This is a genomic window from Paenibacillus eucommiae (genome assembly GCF_017874215.1).
GTDB classification, from domain to species: Bacteria; Bacillota; Bacilli; order Paenibacillales; family NBRC-103111; genus Paenibacillus_AI; species Paenibacillus_AI eucommiae.
The window spans coordinates 196,167-218,903 of record NZ_JAGGLB010000009.1; the positions used below are offsets into that span (position 1 = coordinate 196,167).

At 47.7% G+C, this 22,737-nt stretch carries 11 protein-coding genes; 2 read left to right on the forward strand and 9 right to left on the reverse strand.

Features of this window, described 5'->3' with window-relative positions:
• Positions 1–83: 83 nt before the first annotated feature.
• From J2Z66_RS15525 to J2Z66_RS43825, 3 genes are read right to left on the reverse strand one after another with little or no spacing between them, the layout of a single operon-like run.
• Positions 84–8,372: a cadherin-like beta sandwich domain-containing protein gene (locus tag J2Z66_RS15525; protein WP_209972345.1), complete on the reverse strand. Its 8,289-nt coding sequence runs from the start codon at positions 8,370–8,372 to the stop codon at positions 84–86.
• Between the two features lie 47 nt (positions 8,373–8,419).
• Complete coding sequence (locus J2Z66_RS15530; RefSeq protein WP_209972346.1) at positions 8,420–8,944, reverse strand: phage tail protein; 525 nt, start codon at positions 8,942–8,944, stop codon at positions 8,420–8,422.
• 11 nt (positions 8,945–8,955) lie between these two features.
• Positions 8,956–9,963 (reverse strand): phage tail protein, encoded by a 1,008-nt coding sequence (locus tag J2Z66_RS43825; protein ID WP_312894581.1) that lies wholly within the window; start codon positions 9,961–9,963, stop codon positions 8,956–8,958.
• Between the two features lie 206 nt (positions 9,964–10,169).
• Between J2Z66_RS43825 and J2Z66_RS15540 the strand changes: the two genes are divergently transcribed.
• Positions 10,170–11,822: a PhoX family protein gene (locus tag J2Z66_RS15540; protein ID WP_209972347.1), complete on the forward strand. Its 1,653-nt coding sequence runs from the start codon at positions 10,170–10,172 to the stop codon at positions 11,820–11,822.
• A gap of 707 nt (positions 11,823–12,529) precedes the next feature.
• Here J2Z66_RS15540 and J2Z66_RS15545 read toward each other — a convergent pair.
• The 4 genes from J2Z66_RS15545 to J2Z66_RS15560 form a co-directional block, all read right to left on the reverse strand.
• On the reverse strand, positions 12,530–12,976 hold the full coding sequence (locus tag J2Z66_RS15545; RefSeq protein ID WP_209972348.1) for an oxidoreductase: 447 nt from the start codon (positions 12,974–12,976) through the stop codon (positions 12,530–12,532).
• Positions 12,977–13,060: 84 nt separating this feature from the next.
• A complete protein-coding gene (locus tag J2Z66_RS15550) occupies positions 13,061–13,654 on the reverse strand; it encodes a histidine phosphatase family protein (protein WP_209972349.1) in 594 nt (197 codons plus the stop codon).
• A gap of 19 nt (positions 13,655–13,673) precedes the next feature.
• Positions 13,674–14,123, reverse strand: a complete 450-nt coding sequence (locus tag J2Z66_RS15555; RefSeq protein ID WP_209972405.1) for an NUDIX hydrolase — start codon at positions 14,121–14,123, stop codon at positions 13,674–13,676.
• 282 nt (positions 14,124–14,405) lie between these two features.
• Complete coding sequence (locus J2Z66_RS15560) at positions 14,406–15,905, reverse strand: DHA2 family efflux MFS transporter permease subunit (protein ID WP_209972350.1); 1,500 nt, start codon at positions 15,903–15,905, stop codon at positions 14,406–14,408.
• Between the two features lie 231 nt (positions 15,906–16,136).
• On the opposite strand from J2Z66_RS15560, the gene J2Z66_RS15565 reads away from it, so the two are divergent.
• Positions 16,137–16,748 carry a TetR/AcrR family transcriptional regulator gene (locus J2Z66_RS15565; protein WP_209972351.1) on the forward strand — a complete coding sequence of 204 codons (612 nt, stop codon included), beginning with the start codon at positions 16,137–16,139 and terminating at the stop codon, positions 16,746–16,748.
• A 176-nt stretch (positions 16,749–16,924) separates the two neighbouring features.
• On the opposite strand, the gene J2Z66_RS15570 is transcribed toward J2Z66_RS15565, so the two are convergent.
• A complete protein-coding gene (locus J2Z66_RS15570) occupies positions 16,925–18,040 on the reverse strand; it encodes a response regulator (RefSeq protein ID WP_209972352.1) in 1,116 nt (371 codons plus the stop codon).
• A gap of 189 nt (positions 18,041–18,229) precedes the next feature.
• The gene (locus J2Z66_RS15575; protein WP_209972353.1) at positions 18,230–22,393 is read right to left on the reverse strand and encodes an RCC1 domain-containing protein; all 4,164 of its coding nucleotides are present in this window, start codon (positions 22,391–22,393) and stop codon (positions 18,230–18,232) included.
• Positions 22,394–22,737: the final 344 nt, after the last annotated feature.

The following is a 22,737-nucleotide window of genomic DNA, read 5'->3' on the forward strand; positions in this document are numbered from 1 at the left end:
ACCCTGTTATACAATTGGGACTCTTTCAATGGCCTCGCTTCATGCCCAGCGGGATTTTTCTATACATGGTGACACTTATTTGATTACGGAATAATCACGGCATGCTCACTACCATCTTCATAACGCGTGAGGTTGAAGGAAATGGAGGCCGATTGAACTTCCAACCAGAACCAATCCTTGTTGCTAACATCTGTCCAAACGCCCTTTTCGAGCTCTGGTGTAGGACGATTTAGCAGGGTATTCATTACTTTTACCGCTTCAGCTCTTGTTAATTTTTGATCTGGACGGAATGAACCATCTTCATAGCCATCTACCAATCCCGCAGCTTTAGCCGCTTGAATGTAGCCAGCTGCCCAGTGGCCAGGTGTGTCAGTGAAAGATTGATCACTCTCAATCACTTCAAGCTTCTTGAGCCTTACGATGATAGCAGCGAGCTCAGCTCTTGTAATTGGTGCGTCCGGTTTGAAAGATCCGTCCGGATAGCCACCAAGCCAACCTGCGTCCTGCACTTGAGCAATGACATCTGCCGCCCAATGATTTTCTGCTACATCCTTGAACTTGATCCTTTGCGAACTGTTCGACGGTTGGGGCTTAGCGATAGCTTTTGCAAGAATACTTGCTATCTCTGCCCGCGTGATGGACTGGGTTGGTTTAAATGTCCCGTCCGGATAACCCTCTATCCATCTCATGTGTTTACCCGTATCTACTACTACCTTCTGAACCTCAAGCATACTGAACGTACTGAACTTGGTAATAACGATCTCAATGCCTATGGGATTGTTTAGCTCGTCGTATTTAATAATGCCCTTCTGCAGTTCCTTCTCTCCGTCACTATGCTCGATATATACACCAAGCGAAGACAAGAATTCACTTCTTTCTATTGGATCTGCAGGAATCTTAATGCCTTTTAACGAGAAGTTCAGTCTCGCCTCCTGGTTCTTCAAGTTCATCTCGATAATCATCGGCGAACCATGAATGACTACTTTCCCATTTCCGGCAGCTTCAGTTACAATCTGCGCATTCAGAACCCGCTTCTGGGCTTCCTGCTTCTCTGAATCTTTGCGGATCGGAACAAAACGGATCTCTAAATCTTCTTTGGATTGCACCGCCTTGGCGACTGTATGAGAAGGAAGAGAGATTTGGACCTTGTCTTTTTCAATACTAAGTGCCAATCCGCTCCCCTCCAAAACGTGCAAGGCATTAGCAGGAATAATAACATTGACCTGGTCGTTATCCTCCGGTAATTGTGAGAGCATCAGTCTGATGACTCCCTGCTTCTTTTCTATTGCTTCTTTCATTAATAGGATCATAGCATCCGGTGTTATAACGATCTTATCAATAACTTTACCTGCTGGTGTACGCTCCCTCTGAACCTGAAGCTCTATGCTTCTTCCGCTATCCCCTATACTCAGTGTGACTTTGGCTGGAGTAATTACTCCTGTGCCACCACCACCACCTGGATTAGAAGGAGGCTGCTGACGCGTTACCAAAAGATGATAAGTCTTAGCTGTACCCGCTTGGGATGTTATAACTATCGTAATTTCATTAGTACCATAGACCAAGGGAATTAAACTGGACTCGCCTTGTTGATCCACAGCAAGACCGTTTACTTGAACTCCTGCTCCAGGATCTGCCGGTTGTGGTGTGACGATCAAGTCAAGATTGGAATTGCTCACTGTGGCGTAATACTTTCCATCAGCTCCCAATGTGACTGCAATCGGCGATCCGTTTCCGTTATTTACAATCAGTCCGGACAAGCCTGTATCATCTGATTCAGCTCGCGTAATGGTAATCGTATAATACTGCGGCAAGCCAAATGTTGGAGTAACCACAACTGGAATGATGTTCTCACCAACAGCTAATTGTATTAGCTCGCTCGGGCTGCCTGCGCTTACCTCCAAGCCCAGTATAGTAACCTTGGCATTGGGATCATATACGGAAGCTGTTACTGTTGTCGAGCTGAGTGTATAAGGGACATCTGCTCTATAGTTCAGCAAACTTAGGTTAAACGGTGGCGTTAAATCCACACCACTCGCAGTAAGTCCAGTAAGCTCCGCATTGCCATAACGCGTAATAAGGAGCATATAATCCTCAGTTGATAAATCTTCAGCTGTAACCTTTATGAGAACGGTATTTAACCCTTCCTCTAGTGGGATCGTTATGTTCTGTCCGCTCGCTACATTAATGCCGTTTATTTCAAGCTGCGTTGTAGAGTCATATACACTCCCTGTAACTGTCGCACTGTAAACCGCACTCGTTACATTTATAGAGGCTGAATTCGTACCCGTATCCCATTGGATATCACTCGAAGTTCCATCTACGTTAAGAGTAAAATTAAAGCTTTTATCACTGCTTTTGGCTCTGACTACCTTTACAGTGTACGTTTGTACTGTCGTTCCATCCTCTGCCTTCACTGTAACCGTCACTGCATTTTCACCTACGGCTAAGCTGCTGCCGCCCGTCACAGTTACACTTGCCGTCGCATCCGCCGCTGTTCCCGTTACCACGACTGCTGTCGTTGCATTTGGAACATTCACCGTATACTCGAACGTGCCCGGTGCAAAGTCTGTCACACTCGCTCCGTCCACCTTCAAGTCATTCAAGCTCGCATTGCTGCTTGCCGCTCTGACTACTTTTACAATGTACGTCTGGATCGTTGTTCCATCTTCGGCCTTCACTGTGACCGTCACTGTATTTTCGCCTACGACTAGACTACTGCCACCTGCCACGACTACACTCGCTGTCGCATCCGCCGCTGTTCCTGTCACAACGACTGCTGTCTTCGCGTTCGCAACATTCACCGTGTACAATAGCGTGCCAGGTAAAAATCCAGTGACACTCGTCCCGTCTACCTTCAAGTCGCTCAAGCTCGCATTGCTGCTTGCCGCTCTGACTACTTTTACAGTGTACGTCTGGATCGTCGTTCCATTTTCAGCTGTCACCGTAACCGTCACGGTGTTTTCGCCTACGGTTAAGCTGCTGCCGCCTGCCACGCTTACACTGGCTGTTGCATCTGCCGCTGTTCCCGTCACTGCGACTGCTGTCTTCGCGTTCGCAACATTCACTGTATACGTCAGCGTGTCAGAATCAAATCCTGTTACGCTCGTTCCGTCTACCTTCAAGTCACTCAAGCTCGCATTACTGCTTGCTGCTCTGACTACTTTTACAGTGTACGTCTGGATCGTCGTTCCATTTTCAGCTGTCACCGTAACCGTCACGGTGTTTTCGCCTACGACTAAACTACTGCCGCCTGCCACGCTTACACTCGCTGTTGCATCTGCCGCTGTTCCCGTCACTGCGACTGCTGTCTTCGCGTTCGCAACATTCACTGTGTACTCGAATGTACCTGGTGCAAAGTCTGTAACGCTCGTTCCGTCTACCTTCAAATCATTCAAGCTCGCATTGCTGCTTGCTGCTCTAAATACTTTCACAGTGTACGTCTGGATCGTCGTTCCATTTTCAGCCGTCACTGTAACCGTCACGGTGTTTTCGCCTACAGTTAAGTTGCTGCCGCCTGCCACGCTTACACTCGCTGTTGCATCCGCGGCCACTCCCGATACCACTACCGCTGTCTTCGCGTTCGCAACATTCACTGTATACGTCAGCGTGCCAGAGTCAAATCCAGTGACACTCGTTCCGTCTACCTTCAAGTCGCTCAAGCTTGCATTACTGCTTGCTGCTCTAAATACTTTCACAGTGTACGTCTGGATCGTCGTTCCATTTTCAGCCGTCACCGTAACCGTCACTGTATTTTCGCCTACGACTAGACTACTGCCACCTGCCACGACTACACTCGCTGTCGCATCCGCCGCTGTTCCTGTCACAACGACTGCTGTCTTCGCGTTCGCAACATTCACCGTGTACAATAGCGTGCCAGGTAAAAATCCAGTGACACTCGTCCCGTCTACCTTCAAGTCGCTCAAGCTCGCATTGCTGCTTGCCGCTCTGACTACTTTTACAGTGTACGTCTGGATCGTCGTTCCATTTTCAGCCGTCACCGTAACCGTCACTGTATTTTCGCCTACGACTAGACTACTGCCACCTGCCACGACTACACTCGCTGTCGCATCCGCCGCTGTTCCCGTCACAACGACTGCTGTCTTCGCGTTCGCAACATTCACTGTATACGTCAGCGTACCAGAATCAAATCCAGTTACGCTCGTTCCGTCCACTTTCAAGTCACTCAAGCTCGCATTGCTGCTTGCTGCTCTAACTACTTTTACAGTGTACGTCTGGATCGTCGTTCCATTTTCAGCTGTCACCGTAACCGTCACTGTATTTTCGCCTACGACTAAGCTATTGCCGCCTGTCACGCTTATACTTGCTGTCGCATCCGCGGCCACTCCCGATACCACTACCGCTGTCTTTGCATTCGCAACATTCAATGTATACTCGAATGTACCTGGTGCAAAGCCTGTAACGCTCGTTCCGTCCACCTTCAAATCACTCAAGCTCGCATTACTGCTTGCTGCTCTGACTACTTTCACAGTGTACGTCTGGATCGTCGTTCCATTTTCAGCCGTCACTGTAACCGTCACGGTGTTTTCGCCTACAACTAAGCTACTGCCACCTGCCACGCTTACACTTGCCGTTGCATCCGCGGCCACTCCCGATACCACTACCGCTGTCTTCGCGCTCGCAACATTCACTGTATACTCGAACGTACCTGGTGCAAAGTCTGTAACGCTCGTTCCGTCCACCGTCAAGTCGCTCAAGCTCGCATTACTGCTTGCTGCTCTAAATACTTTCACAGTGTACGTCTGGATCGTCGTTCCATTTTCAGCTGTCACCGTAACCGTCACGGTGTTTTCACCTACGACTAAGCTACTGCCGCCTGCCACGCTTACACTCGCTGTTGCATCCGCGGCCACTCCCGATACCACTACCGCTGTCTTCGTGTTCGCAACATTCACTGTATACGTCAGCGTGCCAGAATCAAATCCAGTGACACTCGTTCCATCCACCTTCAAGTCGCTCAAGCTCGCATTGCTGCTGGCCGCTCTCACTACTTTTACAGTGTACGTCTGGATCGTCGTTCCATTTTCAGCTGTCACCGTAACCGTCACGGTGTTTTCGCCTACGACTAGGCTACTGCCGCCTGCCACGCTTACACTCGCTGTTGCATCCGCCGCTGTTCCCGTCACTGCGACTGCTGTCTTCGCGTTCGCAACATTCACTGTATACGTCAGCGTACCAGAATCAAATCCAGTTACGCTCGTTCCGTCCACTTTTAAGTCACTCAAGCTCGCATTGCTGCTTGCTGCTCTAACTACTTTCAAAGTGTACGTTTGTATCGTCGTTCCATCTTCGGCCGTCACCGTTACCGTCACGGTGTTTTCGCCTACGACTAAACTATTGCCGCCTGCCACGCTTACACTCGCTGTTGCATCCGCGGCCACTCCCGATACCACTACCACTGTCTTCGCATTCGCAACATTCAATGTATACTCGAACTTACCTGGTGCAAAGCCTGTAACGCTCGTTCCGTCCACCTTCAGGTCACTCAAGCTCGCATTGCTGCTGGCCGCTCTCACTACCTTCACGGTATATGTCAGCACCGTCGTTCCATTTTCAGCTGTCACCGTAACCGTCACGGTGTTTTCGCCTACGACTAAGCTACTGCCGCCTGCCACGTTTATACTTGCCGTCGCATCCGCGGCCACTCCCGATACCACTACCGCTGTCTTCGCGTTCGCAACATTCAATGTATACTCGAACTTACCTGGTGCAAAGTCTGTAACGCTCGTTCCGTCGACCGTCAAGTCGCTCAAGCTCGCATTGCTGCTGGCCGCTCTCACTACTTTTACAGTGTACGTCTGGATCGTCGTTCCATTTTCGGCCGTCACCGTAACCGTCACTGTGTTGTTGCCTACGGCTAAGCTGCTGCCACCCGCCACGCTTACACTAGCTGTTGCATCCGCAACCACTCCCGATACCACTACCGCTGTCTTCGCGTTTGGAACATTCACCGTGTACAATAGCGTGCCAGGTAAAAATCCAGTGACACTCGTTCCGTCTACCTTCAAGTCGCTCAAGTTCGCATTACTGCTTGCCGCTCTCACTACCTTCACGGTATACGTCAGCACCGTCGTTTCATCTTCGGCCGTCACCGTAACCGTCACGGTGTTTTCGCCTACGATTAAACTACTGCCACCTACAACCATGACACTCGCTGTCGCATCCGCCTTTGTTCCTGACACCACGACTGCTGTCTTCGCGTTCGCAACATTCAATGTATACTCGAACGTACCTGATGCAAAACCTGTAACGCTCGTTCCGTCTACCTTCAAGTCACTCAAGCTAGCATTACTGCTTGGTGCCCGGACTACCTTCACAGTATACGTCTGCACGGTCGTTCCATCTTCGGCCGTCACCTTGACCGTAACTGTATTTTCGCCTACGACTAAAGTGCTGCCGCCTGTAACCTCTACTTTTGCCGTCTCATCCTCTGCAATTCCCGTCACCACGACAGCTGTCGTCACGTTGGGCACATCCCATTCATACGTCAACGTGCCTGAAGCAAAATCAGCTACACTCGTCCCGTCCACCTTCAGATCACTTAAATTGGCATTATCTGATTGTGGAGCACGGCTCACCGTTATTTGATATATCTTCTCTGTAATGCCGTCTTCCGCAGTTACCTTGACCGTGATCAAGTTACTATCACTTACCAGTAGTCCCAGTAAACCACTAGGCTGTCCACTACTCACCGTAACGTTGTTCACTTTTATTGTTGCATGTGACTCATTGGCAATTGGTGTAACTCTTAACGAGTTGACTGCGTACAGAACATCCGCCGTATAGACAAGTGTTTCAGAAGCAAATGTTTCGTTTAACACTCCTTTTGATAAGAAAAGTCCCTGAAGACTCGCATCGCTGCTCAACACCGTTGTAAGGTGAGAGCCTGCATTGTTACTTACATCGAGTTCGTCACCACCTGATACCTGGACGGTACTTGTCACCGTACGCGGTGCGTTGGCAGCAACATCAACAGTCACATCAATGACAGAGTAGCTGCTCTTGCCATTCAGAACGTTGGAAGTTGTACAAGTCAATGTTTCAAGTGTACACGCCCATCCGGTTCCTGCTAAACCCGTAGCCGTTAGTCCACTTGGGAGTGTAACTGTTGCTGTCACCGGGCCATTTGTTTTTACATTACCCGTATTTTGTACGGTGACCGAATAGTGTGCGCCTGTCTTTCCTTGCGAGAATACGCCGTTCGGCGCAATCGCAATCCGCATGTCCGTTCCTTCCGTGTTAACAGCAACGTTTCCTCCCGTATTACCAGTAATAGAAGTACGCGTTAAGCTTGGAGCTTTATTCGCATTGATGAACATCCCGCCGCCACTTACAGCGGAGTTGCCTGTTACCTCTACATCCGTTAATGACACAGAGCCGGTAAAAAAGTTGAGAAACAATCCGCCTCCGTCCCCGCCAGAGGTATTGTTAGTTATTGTCGTATTCGTAATCGCTGCTGGAGTCCCCAGGTAAAGTCCGCCGGCGTTTCCTTCGGTACCACCGATTTTACTATTAGCTTTATTACTAGTAATGGTACTGGAGCTTATAGTAACTGTACGCGATGCCTGAGAGGCTGATAGGATAGCCATACCCCCGCCCATTCCATAGGAGGTGTTGTTCTTTACCTGTATGTTAGACATTTCAAGGGTCATATCCCCTTCCAGATAAAGTCCGCCTCCCCGGGAGCCGTAGCTAGCCGAGCCTGATTCTCCAGCCGTGTTTTGATCAAAAACAACATCCGTCAGCTGTACCTTCCCCGCGCCTGACCCCGACATATACATACCGCCGCCAAACCCTTTTCCCGAAGCGATATTTTTCTCAATAACGGAATTGCTGATCACTAGTGTCTTGTCCCCTACGTCACCACCAATACCGCCGCCACCATAACCGTTATCATCCGGCGCCTTGCCATGACGAATGGTTAATCCCTGTATCGTCACATCATATCCAGCTGCATTCAAATCAGGATTAATTTCTAATACCCGATGCGTTGCTGCTGCCGCGCTGTTAGCAGCTTGGATGTAGGTATTCGCTGGATTACCCGAGGTCCCGACAAGTTTAACGTGATCCTTTATCTCCAACTGCCCCAAAGTCAGGGTATACGTGCCAGCCGGAATGTTTATCACATCTGCACCCGCAAGTTCATTGGCCTCCATCAAGGCCGCCCGGACCGAGCATTGGCCGTTACTGTCTGCACAGATCCCATCGCCTGGATTTATATCTGCTGAATCTACTGTTGTAGTCGTCACTGAAAAAGTAGCTGCATGTGCCGAACTAACAAATCCTAGACACGCGCCAACAATGAGTAAAAGTCCTAACAGGGTAAATCTTACGTACCCCCACCGATATATCACTTCCGCAGACTCCTCTCCGTCTCAACCAAATTCCACTTTACCTAACTTTATTGGCGCGGTGGAAATACTCCCTGTAAAGCAATACAAAAATTCAATGTCAAATACGGCTGCATATTATTGTGAGGTAGATTGCCACCCGCTGGTAATATCGCTTGTGCACCCATGGTCACGGTATTCGCAGGGCTTGTATAAGCTAAGCCTCCCCGGCGTCCTCCTGTGTCTTTCCAGATCTGGTTTGATGGCGACTCTTGCGAGCCTCCGGAAGTTCCATACAATTCAGAGTGTGAATGGGCGGGCATCTCCGATTGCAGCAGCGTGACATGCTCAGAGCCCCCTTCCTGGCCGAGATCGTAAAGCGACAATCCAGGGCCTTGTCCAGCATGAAGCGGCACATGACCTTGTAGATCGGGCAGGGCAAACGTGCTTTTCCCATCTCCTCCATAATTAGTTCCCAATAATGAAAACAAAGCTGTGTTTTGCGAAATGGGGAGAAGCTGTCCGTCGCAAAAGGCCCACCCTTTAGGTGGGAAATTAAATGGAAATATGCGAATTTCCCCGACAAATGGATCCATGATATCTCTCCTTAATTTTGACTCGGGAATATACCCTGCAAAGCTATAATAGCGGTCAAAGTCAGATATGGCTGCATGTTGTTGTGTGCTTGACTTCCGCCTATTGTATCGGTCACTATATGCGACTGGCTATCGGGAATAAACGCATAAGAGCTTGTCGAAGTCACGCCAAACGCATTGCCCTGGGCGTTCTTAGTTGCTGCTGGATTCCCGCTCGCATTAAGGGCATGTATATGCTCAGGCATTTCACTTACGCTTAGTGTATGCGCCTGCTCCCCGCCCCTTTCTCCCAAAGTATGTCCACTTCCCATATGTATCGGTGCTCTCCCCCGCAGGTCCGGCAGGGCAAAATTAACTCGACCATCTCCACCATATGTCGTGCCTAACAATGAAAACAAACCTTGATTTGTGTTAATCGGAAGCAGCTGACCGTTGCATAGAGCATAGCCCCCAGGAGGAAAGTTAAAGGCAACCCAAGAAATATCACTTAAGAAAGGTTCAGTTCCACCACCGCTGCTTGGACTCGGAAAAATTCCATATAAACTAATAATATAATGAATGGTCAAATAAGGCTGTATATTGCTATGAGGCTGACTTCCACCGGAATATCCTATCGCAGAGCCATTTACCCTCATCGTATCTTTCGTCCCTGAAGTATCCGTAAATTGACTTAAGGTCGATCTCGCCACCAACGTACCGTCAGGGCTATTCGTACTGCCGAATTTGGAGGATACACCAGACGTATGAGCATGAGCAGGAATTTGTTGAACAGTTAATGTTACTTCTTCCGTTCCAGCCATTTCCCCTACCTGAAAACCAAGGCCTTGATGAATAGGAATCCGACTCTGTAAATTTGGTAAAGCGAACGTTTCCTGACCATCTCCACCATAAGTCGTACCTATTAAATTAAACAGAGTTTCGTTTTCACTAATCGGTAACACCTGGCCACTACAGAACTCCCAACCAGCGGGGGCAAAATTACCTGCGAACATACGAATCTCACCAACAAAGGGCGCCATGCATCTTCCTCCTCAACTCTCTCAACTGCTTTTTAAACACACCAACTAGCGACGATTTTCCGATATATGTAAATCTCCTATCAGCGTCATGATTACCGTTGTTTTTAGTCCCTATTCTAGCAAATTATTGTGAGAAAAGCATTTAAATTTATTCAATATGTGTTATCTTTATTACAAGATGTCTACAATTCGGAGGAAACAACTAAATGGAACTGAAAAAACCACTATCTCGCCGCCATTTCTTGAAATATTTAGGAGCAGGTGCTGCTTCATTGGCTGCTGCCTATTCGGGACTAAGCTCTCTAAGTCAAAGGGCAAGCGCCTCCACCCCTGCTATGAATGTGTATGAACAATTACCTGAAACGTTCAACCCCTCCTTACATACAGCCGCGGATGCGGATCAGTTGCTGCTAGCTAGCGGATTTTCTTATAACGTTCTGGCTGCATACGGCGATACGATTAACAAGTCCGGCGATACGCTGGGTTTTAACAATAGTTATACGTCCTTTTTTCCGATTCCAGGCTCCAGCTCTGAAGCCTTATTATGGGTCAATCACGAATCTGCTCAATATGCATGGATGCTGGACCGGTCGAAAGCTGTCGTATGGGAACAGCAGAAGCAGCTGCTTTACGACCAAGGTGCCTCTATCCTGCATCTGAAAAAAGACCTTGCCGGCCAATGGAAACTCGTACCCGATTCTACCTTGGCTCACCGCATTTCCGGATTAACACCCATCGAGCTGACGGGTCCTGTCCGGGGTTCCAAATCCGTTAACGGAGCCACACTTGTTCAAGGTACGTTCGCCAATCGTGGTGGCGGGAAGACATTATGGAGCACCCAGCTTACCTGCGAAAATCGTTTCGAATCTACCTGCCGCGATGCAGGACTGGCCCTTTCCCATTATGGATGGATCGTCGAGGTGGATCCCTTCGATAAGAAAAACAAGCCCGTCAAACATACCGCCCTCGGACGTTTCCATCACGGCAGCGCGGCCATGAGCTTAAGTGCAGACAAGCGAATTGTCGTATACATGGGTGAAGACTCACCGTCAGGCTTTGTTTATAAGTTTGTGAGCGCGGGCAAATGGACCGAGGGCAATGGCCGGGCAAATGCTCAGCTTTTAAGCGAGGGCACCCTGTATGCTGCCGACTTCATTCAAGGCCGTTGGATCGAATTGTCCGTGGATAACGTCCGCAAGCAATTAAATCTCTTAACCTACCAAGTTCCCGAAAATATGTATAAATCCAAGGAAGCACTGCTCAAGCAGTTTCAATCCCAGAGCGATGTCCTGACATCCGCCAGCGAGGCCGCTCTAATTGTTGGAGCCACACCTTGCGACCGTCCGGCCGAGCTCACCGTCCATCCGGCGAACCAAAACGTGTTCATCGCTTGCACACAGAACGATAGCCGGGGTAACCTGCACGGGCAAATCATCCGATTGAAGGAAAGCGGCGGAGAAACTTTTGCCGTCGAGACATTTATTACAGGCGGACGCCAAAGCGGCTTCAGCTCACCAGGCAGTATAGCCCTCGACAAGAACGGCAGCCTCTGGGTCGCTTCAGATATTTCTGCTGATCGACTGAACACGGGAGCATGGTCTGAATTCAAAAATAACGGGCTTTATCTCATCCATCCTACAGGTACCGCCCAAAAAACCAAGCAGTACGCATCGGCTCCCAAGGAAGCTGCATTAAGCGGCCTCTCCTTCACCGAGAATCAGTCTACTGTATTCTTAGCCGTCAACCACCCAGGAGCCTTGGGCGCTGGAACCAATAAACCAACCAGCCAATGGCCGCATCGCGCCGGGGACAAGACAGCGCGTTCCGCCGTGGTTGCCATTACAGGATCTATCTGGTAGCTGCCTCAACAGTAAGCGCCTTGCGGCGCCCTTTGAAGTGCCTTTGAGGTGCGTGTTTGTAATGTTGGTGGTTCGGGGAGGGAATGGCTGTGGGCTCCAGCCGCTGTTAAAGATTTGTTCCTTTGAATGGTAGCGATGAGGAGGTAGGAAGAAATCTTTAAAGGCGGACGCTACCGCTCTTCCTCCCACAGCCATTCCCTCATTCAGCTACAATCACACGAACATCAAGCTCAAACAAGTTCAAAACAAGCTCAAACAAATCATAAACAAAGCTCAGACGGACTGCCAGCAAGGTTTTTCATTGATTGGAGAGATTTCCTGGCGAGCAAAGGTTCTGGGGATGAAGAGTTGAGGGGATCGGCTGCTTTAACGATGTTTTTCATCGTTAAGTGATGCACACGTCTCAATTCGGGAGAAGCGGACTGCTACTAGCGCTCTACTTTCCACCTCCCATCCTTCTCAGCTTCAAAGTACCGAGCATGTCACGCTCAAACGGATTGCCAGCAGAAGTTGCTTGCCTGAGCGAAAGGGATAGTGACGATATGGAAAACTCGCGCTTCCTTTCCAATTCCCTTTTGGATAATAAATGGTAATAACGAACACTTTATCGCTGCAAAGCTGCACTTAATTGAAGATTGTTCAGTAAAAAAAGAACCTCCAATTCCATTCATATGGTTTTGGAGGTTTTTCAATTGGGACGGTGGAGTTTACTGAATTCCCGCTATGCGATAAGTACTCCAAATCGCCTGTTCATAATTATCCCAATGAAAATAATAAGGACCTATTTGGATCTTTTTACTTTCATGCTCTAGATTAAAATCTTTCCAGATAATAATATCTGACTCTCTATCTATCTTTACTGATATAAAGCCACATTCTTCATCACCACACCAAGGACAAACTAATATTGGATATCTGTAGTACAGATATTCGTGCGGTTGCACAAGTAAAAAGTAATCAATCATAAGTCTTTGATATTCTTCACTTCCCCAGCCTAACGCGGGTACCAAATCATACTTCTTTAGTTTTTGGTACAAGGACGTTCCATCAATAATAATATCAGCAAATAAAGTATTCTTATTATTTTCTTTATTTGGATCAAATTCATTAAATCGACTTGAAAGCTTTGTTTCTAGATAATTAATTTTTCTCATAATTCCTCCAAATTTCCCTCCGTAGGTATTTCACCATTATGTTCCTTGACCCTCACCGACTTATATCCACGTAGTGATCAGGAGTTAAATCAAACCTTCTAAATGTACAGTACTGTTAAGGAAATGCACAATCCGTTCACTTTGTTCTATTTCAACAAGGTGAATAGCAGTATCTCCATTTTTAAACAAGAACTCTTTATTTACGGGCATTTTATAGAAAGATCGAAGCAAGTTGTTAATTACTCCTCCATGTGCAACGATCGCAATTCTTTCATTTCCTGATAATGATAAAATTCTCGAAAAAATACTTTCTATTCTCATCCGAAATTCAATAGCAGATTCCCCTTTTTCTATTTGGTCATGCATTGTTTTTGGCCTGTCGTATTTTTTCCCCTCCTCAAACGATAGACCTGCCAGTACACCATTATTGTATTCCATTAGCTCATCTTCGTATTTGACAGGACAACCAACCATCTCAGCTAATATAGAAGCAGTCTCTTTTGCTCGTTTTAATGTACTAGCCCAAATGAAATCAGGAGGAAAGTTTTCCTTTACCCTTGCAGCCATGGCTTTTACTTGCCTCCTGCCCAATTCCGTTAATTCAAAATCTGCTCTCCCCTCATGTACATTTAAAATATCTGCTTCCGATTGCCCATGACGAATGAATAGAATCTGCATGTTTATATACTCTCCTTTTTTACAAACCAATATTTCTCTTGTGACCTTGGTAACTTCCCGCATCTTGGAAACCGCTTTCAACAATTTTTATAAAGGTTTCTGAAAAGCCATAGTCAATTAAATCCTGGATTGGCACCATCTTCACATCATATATTTGAGTGGTTTCATACTCATTGGTAGGCATCCTTATTTCGCCAGATACTTTCTCTAACAAAAAAGTAATATGAACAAGGGAGGGCGTTGCTTCAGGCAAATCGCAAACGTAAAGAAGCTTTTTGATCTTTATTTCTAGTCCTGTCTCTTCACTCATTTCTCTAAGTAATGCGTTTTCTAATGATTCTCCAACCTCCACTTTACCACCCGGAAGAGACCAATTCCGATCTGAAGATACTTTTTGTTTAACCAACAAAATTGAGCCATCCTCAATTAGCACTCCAGTTACTCTTACGCGAAGAAGATTGTTATTAATAGGTGTTCACCTCACAATGAAATCATTAACAAGAATGTATTGTATCATTAATTTCTAGTATCTGGAATTATTTTTTATTTCGCAATTCAATTCTCCACCTTACCACTATTTTTGAATTTGTGATACCGTTCACCGCATCATCTCTAAGCCAAAACAAAAAAGCTTCTCCAGCTTTAGAAGCGGAGAAGCTCTTTTTCACATTAACGTAACAGAACCTGAACATCCATATGCCAAGTACTTGTCTTTCCTTGTCTCTTCCTCGGCTTTCACCCTGCCCTCTTCCTATGTTTCACTAACTGTTTTGGGCTTCAGGGTTACTCTCGCTTCCTCTGCTTCCTCAGCCTGCCCCGCACGTTTAATGAAGAATGAAAGCAGCAAACCAACAATACCAATTCCAATAATGACCAGATACGCATCATTAATACCTTGAATAGACGCCTCCATGACGAGATGCTCCTTCGACAAATCTCCTGAGCCGCCTGCAGCGGTCATATCCTGAAGATGGGTCTTGGTACGGTTCGCCATGACCGTGACAAGCAGCGATGTACCTATCGCACCTGCCACCTGCTTGATGGTGTTGGAGATGGCTGTACCATGCGCATTCAGTCTTGCGGGCAGTTGGTTTAGACCCGCCGTAGTGATTGGCATCAGGAACATGGCCATCCCGAAGCGTCGTCCTGTAGACATTAGAACTAAATACGTATAACTGGTAGAATCCGTCAGATTAACAAAGCCGATTGTTGTCACGATCGTAATAGCCATGCCAATGATGGACAGCCACTTCGCTCCAAACCGGTCAAACAGCTTTCCTGTCACCGGCATCATTAATCCCATCAGAAGTGCGCCAGGAAGCATCAATAATCCGGATTCCAGTGCTGTGTATCCACGTGCATTCTGCAAATATAGTGGAAGCAGCATCATATCTGCATACATGACCATTGTTACAGCAATATTAATAACGGTCGTCAAGGAGAACATACTATATTTGAACGCCCTGAGATCAAGAAGCGGGCTCTTGGAGACCAGTTGTCTCCATGTAAACAAAATCAAGGAGACCACACCTGCAACGATAGTTATAATCACTTCCGCGCTAGACCAACCTTTGCTTCCAGCACTGCTGAAGCCGTAAAGGACGGCGCCGAATCCGATTGTTGAGAGAATGACACCCAACATGTCAATTTTAGGATAAGTTCGTTCAGCCACATTTTTCAGATAAACAAAAGCAATCACAATAACGATGACGACAAACGGAATGATTCCATAAAACATCGTACGCCAGGAAAAATGCTCTATGACATAGCCGGCGATTGTAGGCCCGATTGCAGGGGCAAAAATAATAGCGAAACCAACCATACCCATAGCGGCTCCTCGCTTATTAGGAGGGAATACGGTCAGAATCACATTCATTAGCAGCGGCATAATAATACCAGCGCCAGCAGCTTGAATCAGGCGGCCAACCAGCAAAATCTCGAAGTTAGACGCTACTGCCGAAACAATCGTTCCTCCGAGAAAAATAACCATGGAAGTCTGAAAAAGTTCACGGGTCGTAAACCGCTGCATTAGAAATGCTGTAATCGGAATCAAAACCCCATTAACCAACATATAGCCGGTTGTCAGCCATTGAGCCGTGGACGCCGTGATGTTAAAGTCAACCATAAGTTCTGGCAGCGCGACGCTCATAATAGTCTGATTCAAAACGGCGATAAACGCCCCCAGAATCATAACAAACAACAGGGGACCCTTCTTAATGGAACTGCTGTCAAAAGCTAAATCTTTACTCATATCCTTCTCAATCCCTTCAAATTCATCGTGAATCTAATAAACAATTTGTAGTATAATAGACTCAATGTAAAAGATTATAATCCTCTCTTTTATATTTCACAAACAACAGATTTTTAAAAAATGTTTATTAGTTTACAGTCAATCTCGATCTGTAGTTTATGCGGAAAATAAACTACAAAACCGGATGCAATTGTAATATAGAGCATTTATAGAGAAAGGAATTGAGAGCTCATGTCAACAACATCACCACGTACGGATCCGCGTGTACTTCGCACGCGCCAATTAATTCGAGATGCGTTTATCGATTTGCTTCAGGAGATGGAACTTGAGAAAATAACCGTGAATCGTCTTGCGGCACGCGCTACCATTAATCGTGTTACCTTCTATCTTCATTACAGGGATATTCCGGAAATGATTGAGAAGATCGCGGAAGACATGATTAATGAAATTCATGTTATCCTGAATGATGTTCGGAGCCAGTCTCGTTCCGTAGATATGGATGGGTCCATATTAGTCAAAATTCTTGAGCATATCGCAGAAAATCAAAAATTTTACAAGGTGATGCTCGCTTCACAACGCGTACCGGTCTTCACCGATCGGCTTATGGATCTGATAGTTGATATTATCACTAGAAGAAGAGAGAACCGGGACGATTCCTCATCTTCTTCAGCTGTGATCGTTCCGAAAGATATAGCAATCTGGTATGGTTCCTCCGCCTTCATAGGGACCATCGTCTGCTGGCTTCGTAATGATATGCCCTACACGCCACTTTTTCTCGCCAAGCAGCTTTCCCTGCTGTTCCGTTTACATCAAAATACAAACAAGCTCATAGACCTGGAATGATTTCATTTGAAATTGAATAGTCCTCCCGCCCTCCGGGGTGACTTTCTGGGCCTAACTGGTTATGCTAAAAATTCCGCCCTATCGTGGTACGGTTCATCATCGCAATATCTAGCTGTAGAAGTCATTTTGTCGATTTTACTCATAAAAAAATACCTCCTCGATTTACGAGGAGGCAATCATTGATATTGTTCATAGAGCTGGCGAGATTTCTCTGAAGGCTGCAGGCCAAGTTCTTGAAGCAGCAATTGCGTATAATGCTCATAATAGTTATGTAGAGACTGTCGATCTCCCATAGCTCCGAATATTTTCAACAGCAGTAGAGTTGACTCTTCTTCATACTCATTGCGGGATACAATTCTTCTCGCGATGTGCGCTGCTTCTCTAAATCGCTTCCGATCTAGCAACCAGTAAGCGAGACGCTTGGCATAGGAATCGTACACAATTGACAATCGTTCACGTTCCACAGTTGCCCACTCAAAGGATTTATCCTCAAATAGCTCGCCAGCAAATTGTTTCTCCAAATCTATTGCCATCGCTTCATTTGCTGGATTAATTTCGGATAATTCTACCACGGCCTGCTCGAATCGAATAAAATCGACATCTGCTTGATCCAATTCTACACGATACTGTTCTTGCGCTGATATGACCATCTCCTTGAACCCATGCAGCGACAACGCCTTCCTAAGCTGATACACTGCCGTGTTAAGATACCCTTCCGCATTCTTCAGAGGCATCTCCGGGAAAATATCATCAAGGATTCGGTCTTTGGTTACACTTCGACCCCGATTAACAACCAAATAGGCGAATAGCTCCTTGCTCTTCTTGGAAATCCATTTCACTGCACCCGCTTGCTTGCTGCTGGCCTCGAAGCAACCCAGTCCCCGAACCATCAGCTGATTCGATGAGAGGTCGTGAGTATCATCAGAAGAAGCACTGTGTATGCTAGCTGCTCTAGTGATCGTCTGGGACAGGCGCTTTCTGGAAATCGGCTTAACCATATAGTCCAATGGATAAACATCGTAGGCGTGAATCGCATATTCTGCATGTGAAGTTGTAAACACGATATCAAGATCAGCGCGAAGCAAACGCAAGCTGCGGGCCAGCTCTAATCCATCGTCCGCGGCGATCTGGATATCCAGGAATGCAAGATCTACCTCCCATTCCCGTACAAATTCTAACGCCTCTGACGCATTCTGGAAGCACCCAACAAGCTCCACCCCTTCCATATTCGACAGCAGCCGCTTCATAGCGAGCAGCATAGCAGGCTCATCATCAACGATGATAACTTTCATCACACTGTTCCGCCTCTCATAGTGAAGTGAAATAGTATATTTGTTTGTATACTTGTTTTGTTTCTCTCCATAATAGTATACGAAACCATGGGGTGCAAGGCAGGATATCTCATATTTCGACAAAAAAAGACTGACCCTTGATGTCATTAGAATGACATATGGGCCAGCCTGAACCTAAACTCTTATGGGTTAATCAAGTATTTTCCAAAGCCGCAGAAGAACCACGGCCGCTTCCGCTCTTGTTGTTAAGCCATCCGGCACAAATTGATTGCCTGCTCGTCCTTCTATAATCCCGTATCCACGGGCAGCTTCGACATAAGCCTTAGCCCAGGCAGGGATGCGTGCATCATCAGCAAAAGATGTGCTTGCCATGTTGCCAGCCTTCCCTTCCATTGCCTTGGAGACCATTGCAGCCATTTCTGACCGATTTACCGTTTGCAATGGTTTCAAGGTGCCATCGGAATATCCATCTAGAATTCCTTCAGCTACTGCTGTCTGGATCGCCAGGCGAGCCCACTCCGGGATAATATCCTTGTCGCTAAAAGGAATCGTGCTCGTTTCTTTATTGATCTCGATTTGAAGGGTCCGCAGCAGCATGACTGCGAATTCCGTTCGTGTGACGTGGCCATCTGGCACAAAGGAGTGGGCACTTACTCCCTCAACGATTCCCAGCTCCGCCGCTTCGCAAATATCTGGTTTTGCCCAGTGATGCTCGATATCCGTAAATGGACATACAGGAGCTGAAGGCTCAGAAGGTTCAGAAGGTTCTGTATGTTCATTATTGGCACTACGATTAATCGTTAGCGTATACGTCTTGACGCTTCCATCCTCAGCTTGGATCGTAATCTCCAGCACATTGGCTCCCACCGCCAAAGGAACGGTCGTTGCCTCATTTATGCGTTCTCCCGCCAGCTTAACAATCGCATTGGGATGAGAAGCAGACAGCTGCAGCTGGACCTGCTTCGCATCAGTCTGTGCGGTATACTCAGTAGTTCCGGGTGTGAACACAGGTGATAGTCCCAGTTCCTTGCCGGATGTATTTACGTTTAATTTAGCTAATTCAGCGTTGCTAGAGAGAGTTACTGCTGGCTGCGGCGCGGCGCTCACAGTAACCGTAGAATTTTGGCCTGCAACCTCCACTCCGTTTAGATAAATACTTAACATATAGTTTTTAGTGGTTTGGGCCGAATTGTACGGAAGAGAAACAATTGCTGTCGCGCTCGTGTCATTGCTGACTGCTGCTATCGCGGCTTCGACTCCGTCAATATAGACCTTCACCGTCTGCCCTGTCAGATTGGTGCCTGTTATTTCAACTGTTGTACTGCCTCCAGCGCTTGGCAAGCTGGTTGGGCTGGCAGAAATACTCGAAACCAGGGGCACAGCTACGATAAAGCTTCCATTTACCCCTTCAAGCGTATTGCCATATACATTTTCCACCACGTTCCCAGCAACGTTAACCTCGTAAACACCATCTTCCAGCGTGTCGTTAAAGCTTACGGTAAAAGTTCGGGAAGGCTCGTCATAGCTTGGCGCATAGGCAGAAAAGTCTTGTCCATCCTTTTTCATGCTGATCAGCGGAAGCGCATTGGCCGAATTAAGCTCGGCTCCACCTGCAATCCAATATACAGCTTCGCTGACAGTAACGGAGAATTCGGCAGGCGGCGTAGCGAATTGCTGATGATCCGTGAAGCCGCCAAAGGTAACTACTGGCTTCGTCGTATCGTACAGCAAGCTCAATGTATTGGATGCTGTATTGTTATTTCCTACTGCATCCACAGCTGCGCCGGCACCAACCGATACGGTCACAGCCTGCCCGCTCGTCGCAGGTGTAATCGTCGCCGTGTATGTTGCTGTGCTCACGGAAACTAAATTTGACACTGTGCCGTTTACGACCTCAAAGTCATCCTCGGTAAAACCACTTACGCTCTCGCTGAAGGTAATGGTCACCGGAAATGCGGCATTTACTGCATGACTCGCTGAGCTGGATACTGTTGCTGTCGGTGCAGTGTTATCCAGCACAAAGAGGTTCGAAACGACATCGGAAACATTTCCTACTTTGTCTGCTGCTCGAATGTGCAAGTACCAGTTGCCATCGCCGCTAGTCTGACTTAGCGTATCCTCGTCGCTGAAGGTCAGCCAACCGCTTGTTGGAACGGCTGTGCTTTGTGTCCACACATATTGTAATGAAGCAGCATCCATACCACTTTCCGTATCGATGACTGTTACCTTGCTTGCTGCAGTTGTTGCCACCGATAAACTCCCGTTCGTGTCAAACTGAACTTCCGGGAGCGTTGAATCGATCGCTAGCGTAATTGTATACGTCTGGCCAGTTCGCAGATAAGGCTCTACACGAACAGGAATGACGGTATTCGCCATTGCTCCCGCTAGGTTGATCGTCGCCGTGCTACCGCTTGTTAACAGCTCATTGTTCACGTACAACGCCGAATGATTCGTGTTTGACAGAGTCGGCGTTACATGTACACTGGACAGCGAATGTCCGTCATAATAATACGTATAGGACGTGACTGAAGATTGAAAGGATTCCGTGAAATCCCCTTCTTGTAAAACTAAACCGCTCAGATTGGCATTGCCCGGTATGTTCCCCTGGCCATTGAAGTTCTCTCCCCAGGCGACGATGGTTCCGTCTGATTTCAGTGCGAGCGAATGGAAACCTCCCGCGGCGATCGATACTACTCCACTTAGGCCCGCCGGCACGGTTGTTTGACCAACGTTATTGAATCCCCAGGCGACGACGGTGCCGTCCGATTTTAACGCGAGCGAATGGTGCCTTCCTCCAGAAATCGCTACTACTCCGCTCAGGCCCGCCGGCACGGTTGTTTGACCAACACTATTGCTTCCCCATGCGACGACGGTGCCGTCCGATTTTAACGCCAGCGAATGATTATCTCCCGCGGTGATCGACACCACTCCGCTCAGGCCCGCCGGCACGGTTGTTTGACCCTGTCCAGAATCTCCCCATGCGACGACGGTGCCGTCCGATTTCAGCGCGAGTGAATGATTATCTCCCGCGGCGATCGACATTACACCGTTCAGGCCACCCGGTACGGTTCTTTGACCACTATTATTGCTTCCCCAGGCGACGACAGTGCCATCCGATTTCAGCGCGAGCGAATGAACTTCTCCGGCGGCGACCATCACTACACCGTTCAATCCCCCGGGAATAGTTATTTGATTCTGACTATTTAATCCCCAGCCGGTGACGGTTCCGTCTGATTTCAGCGCAAGTGAATGGAAGTATCCTGCGGCAATCGACAACACTCCGCTCAGACTACCCGGCACGGTCGATTGATTATAATTATTTAATCCCCATGCTGCCACGGTTCCGTTTGATCTCAGCGCGAGCGAATTACTCACTCCTGCGGCAATCTTGCTCCCTTTGACAGGCAAAGCAAGACCCGCCGGCACGTTCGTTTGACCATAAGTATTATCTCCCCATCCGACGACGGTGCCATCGGATTTTAACGCGAGCGAGTGGTGAAATCCCGCCGCGGTCGACACCACATCGGTCAGGTCCGCCGGAACGGCCGATTGACCATAGGTATCCTCTCCCCAGGCGACGATTTTCCCATTCGATTGTAATGCGATCGAATGGTGTGATCCTGCGGTGATCGCCAACACTCCGCTCAAACCAATCGGCACGTTTATCTGATTCTCATTATTAACTCCCCATGCGACCACGGTACCGTCCGCTTTTAACGCTAGCGAATGGTAGGTTCCTGCTGCAACCGATACCACTGAGCTAAGGCCCCCTGGCAAAGTCATTTGACCAAAGGCGTTTTCTCCCCATGCGACGACAGTTCCGTCCGATTTCAACGCGATCGAATGATTCCATCCCGCGGCAATCGCTACAACACCGTTCAGGCCCGCGGGTACGCTTGCTTGATCTTTATCATTGTTTCCCCATGCAACAACGGTGCCGTCTGATTTCAACGCCAGCGAGTGCGCCCGTCCTGCAGCAATCGACACCACTCCGCTTAGGCCCGACGGCACAGTCGTTTGACCACTATCATCATTGTTTCCCCAGGCGACAACCGTCCCATCCGCTTTCAACGCCAGCGAATGATTCCATCCTGCAGCAATCGAAATCACACCGCTCAGGCCCACAGGCACAGTCGCTTGACCATTAATATTCCCTCCCCATGCGACGACGGTGCCGTCCGCTTTTAATGCGAGCGAATGCTGCTCTCCCGCAGCGATTCGTACAAACTCCCGACTTCCAAATTCCTTGTGCGCTGCGTATGCTGAGCGAAATCCGAATGGAACGGTCAAGCTGAATAGCAATACGAACAACAAAACAAGATTTATCGTTTTTCGTAATCTAAGTGATAACAATATGTACGCCTCTCCTTCATCTCAACTATTAGGTAACTGCGCTTTGGTCACTTGCATTCGGTTTGATTTCCTACAATAAACTCAGCTAATCCAACCTTGGTTATAGCGTGAGGTTCTAAGCTGCTGCGGTTCTTTTTTCATTTCCCTCCAAACCTATCATTCTAGGATTATCTTGGTGAAGTTGCCTCAATTGGCATTTTAACAAAACGCAATGAAAGAATTATGAAAGAATTCCTATCAGCCCATGTTCGCATCGTACCGGGGACAAGACTCCACGCTCCGCTGTCGTTGTTATCACAGGGTATATCTGGTAGTTGCTCAATCAAAGAAAACCTCCGCTACCA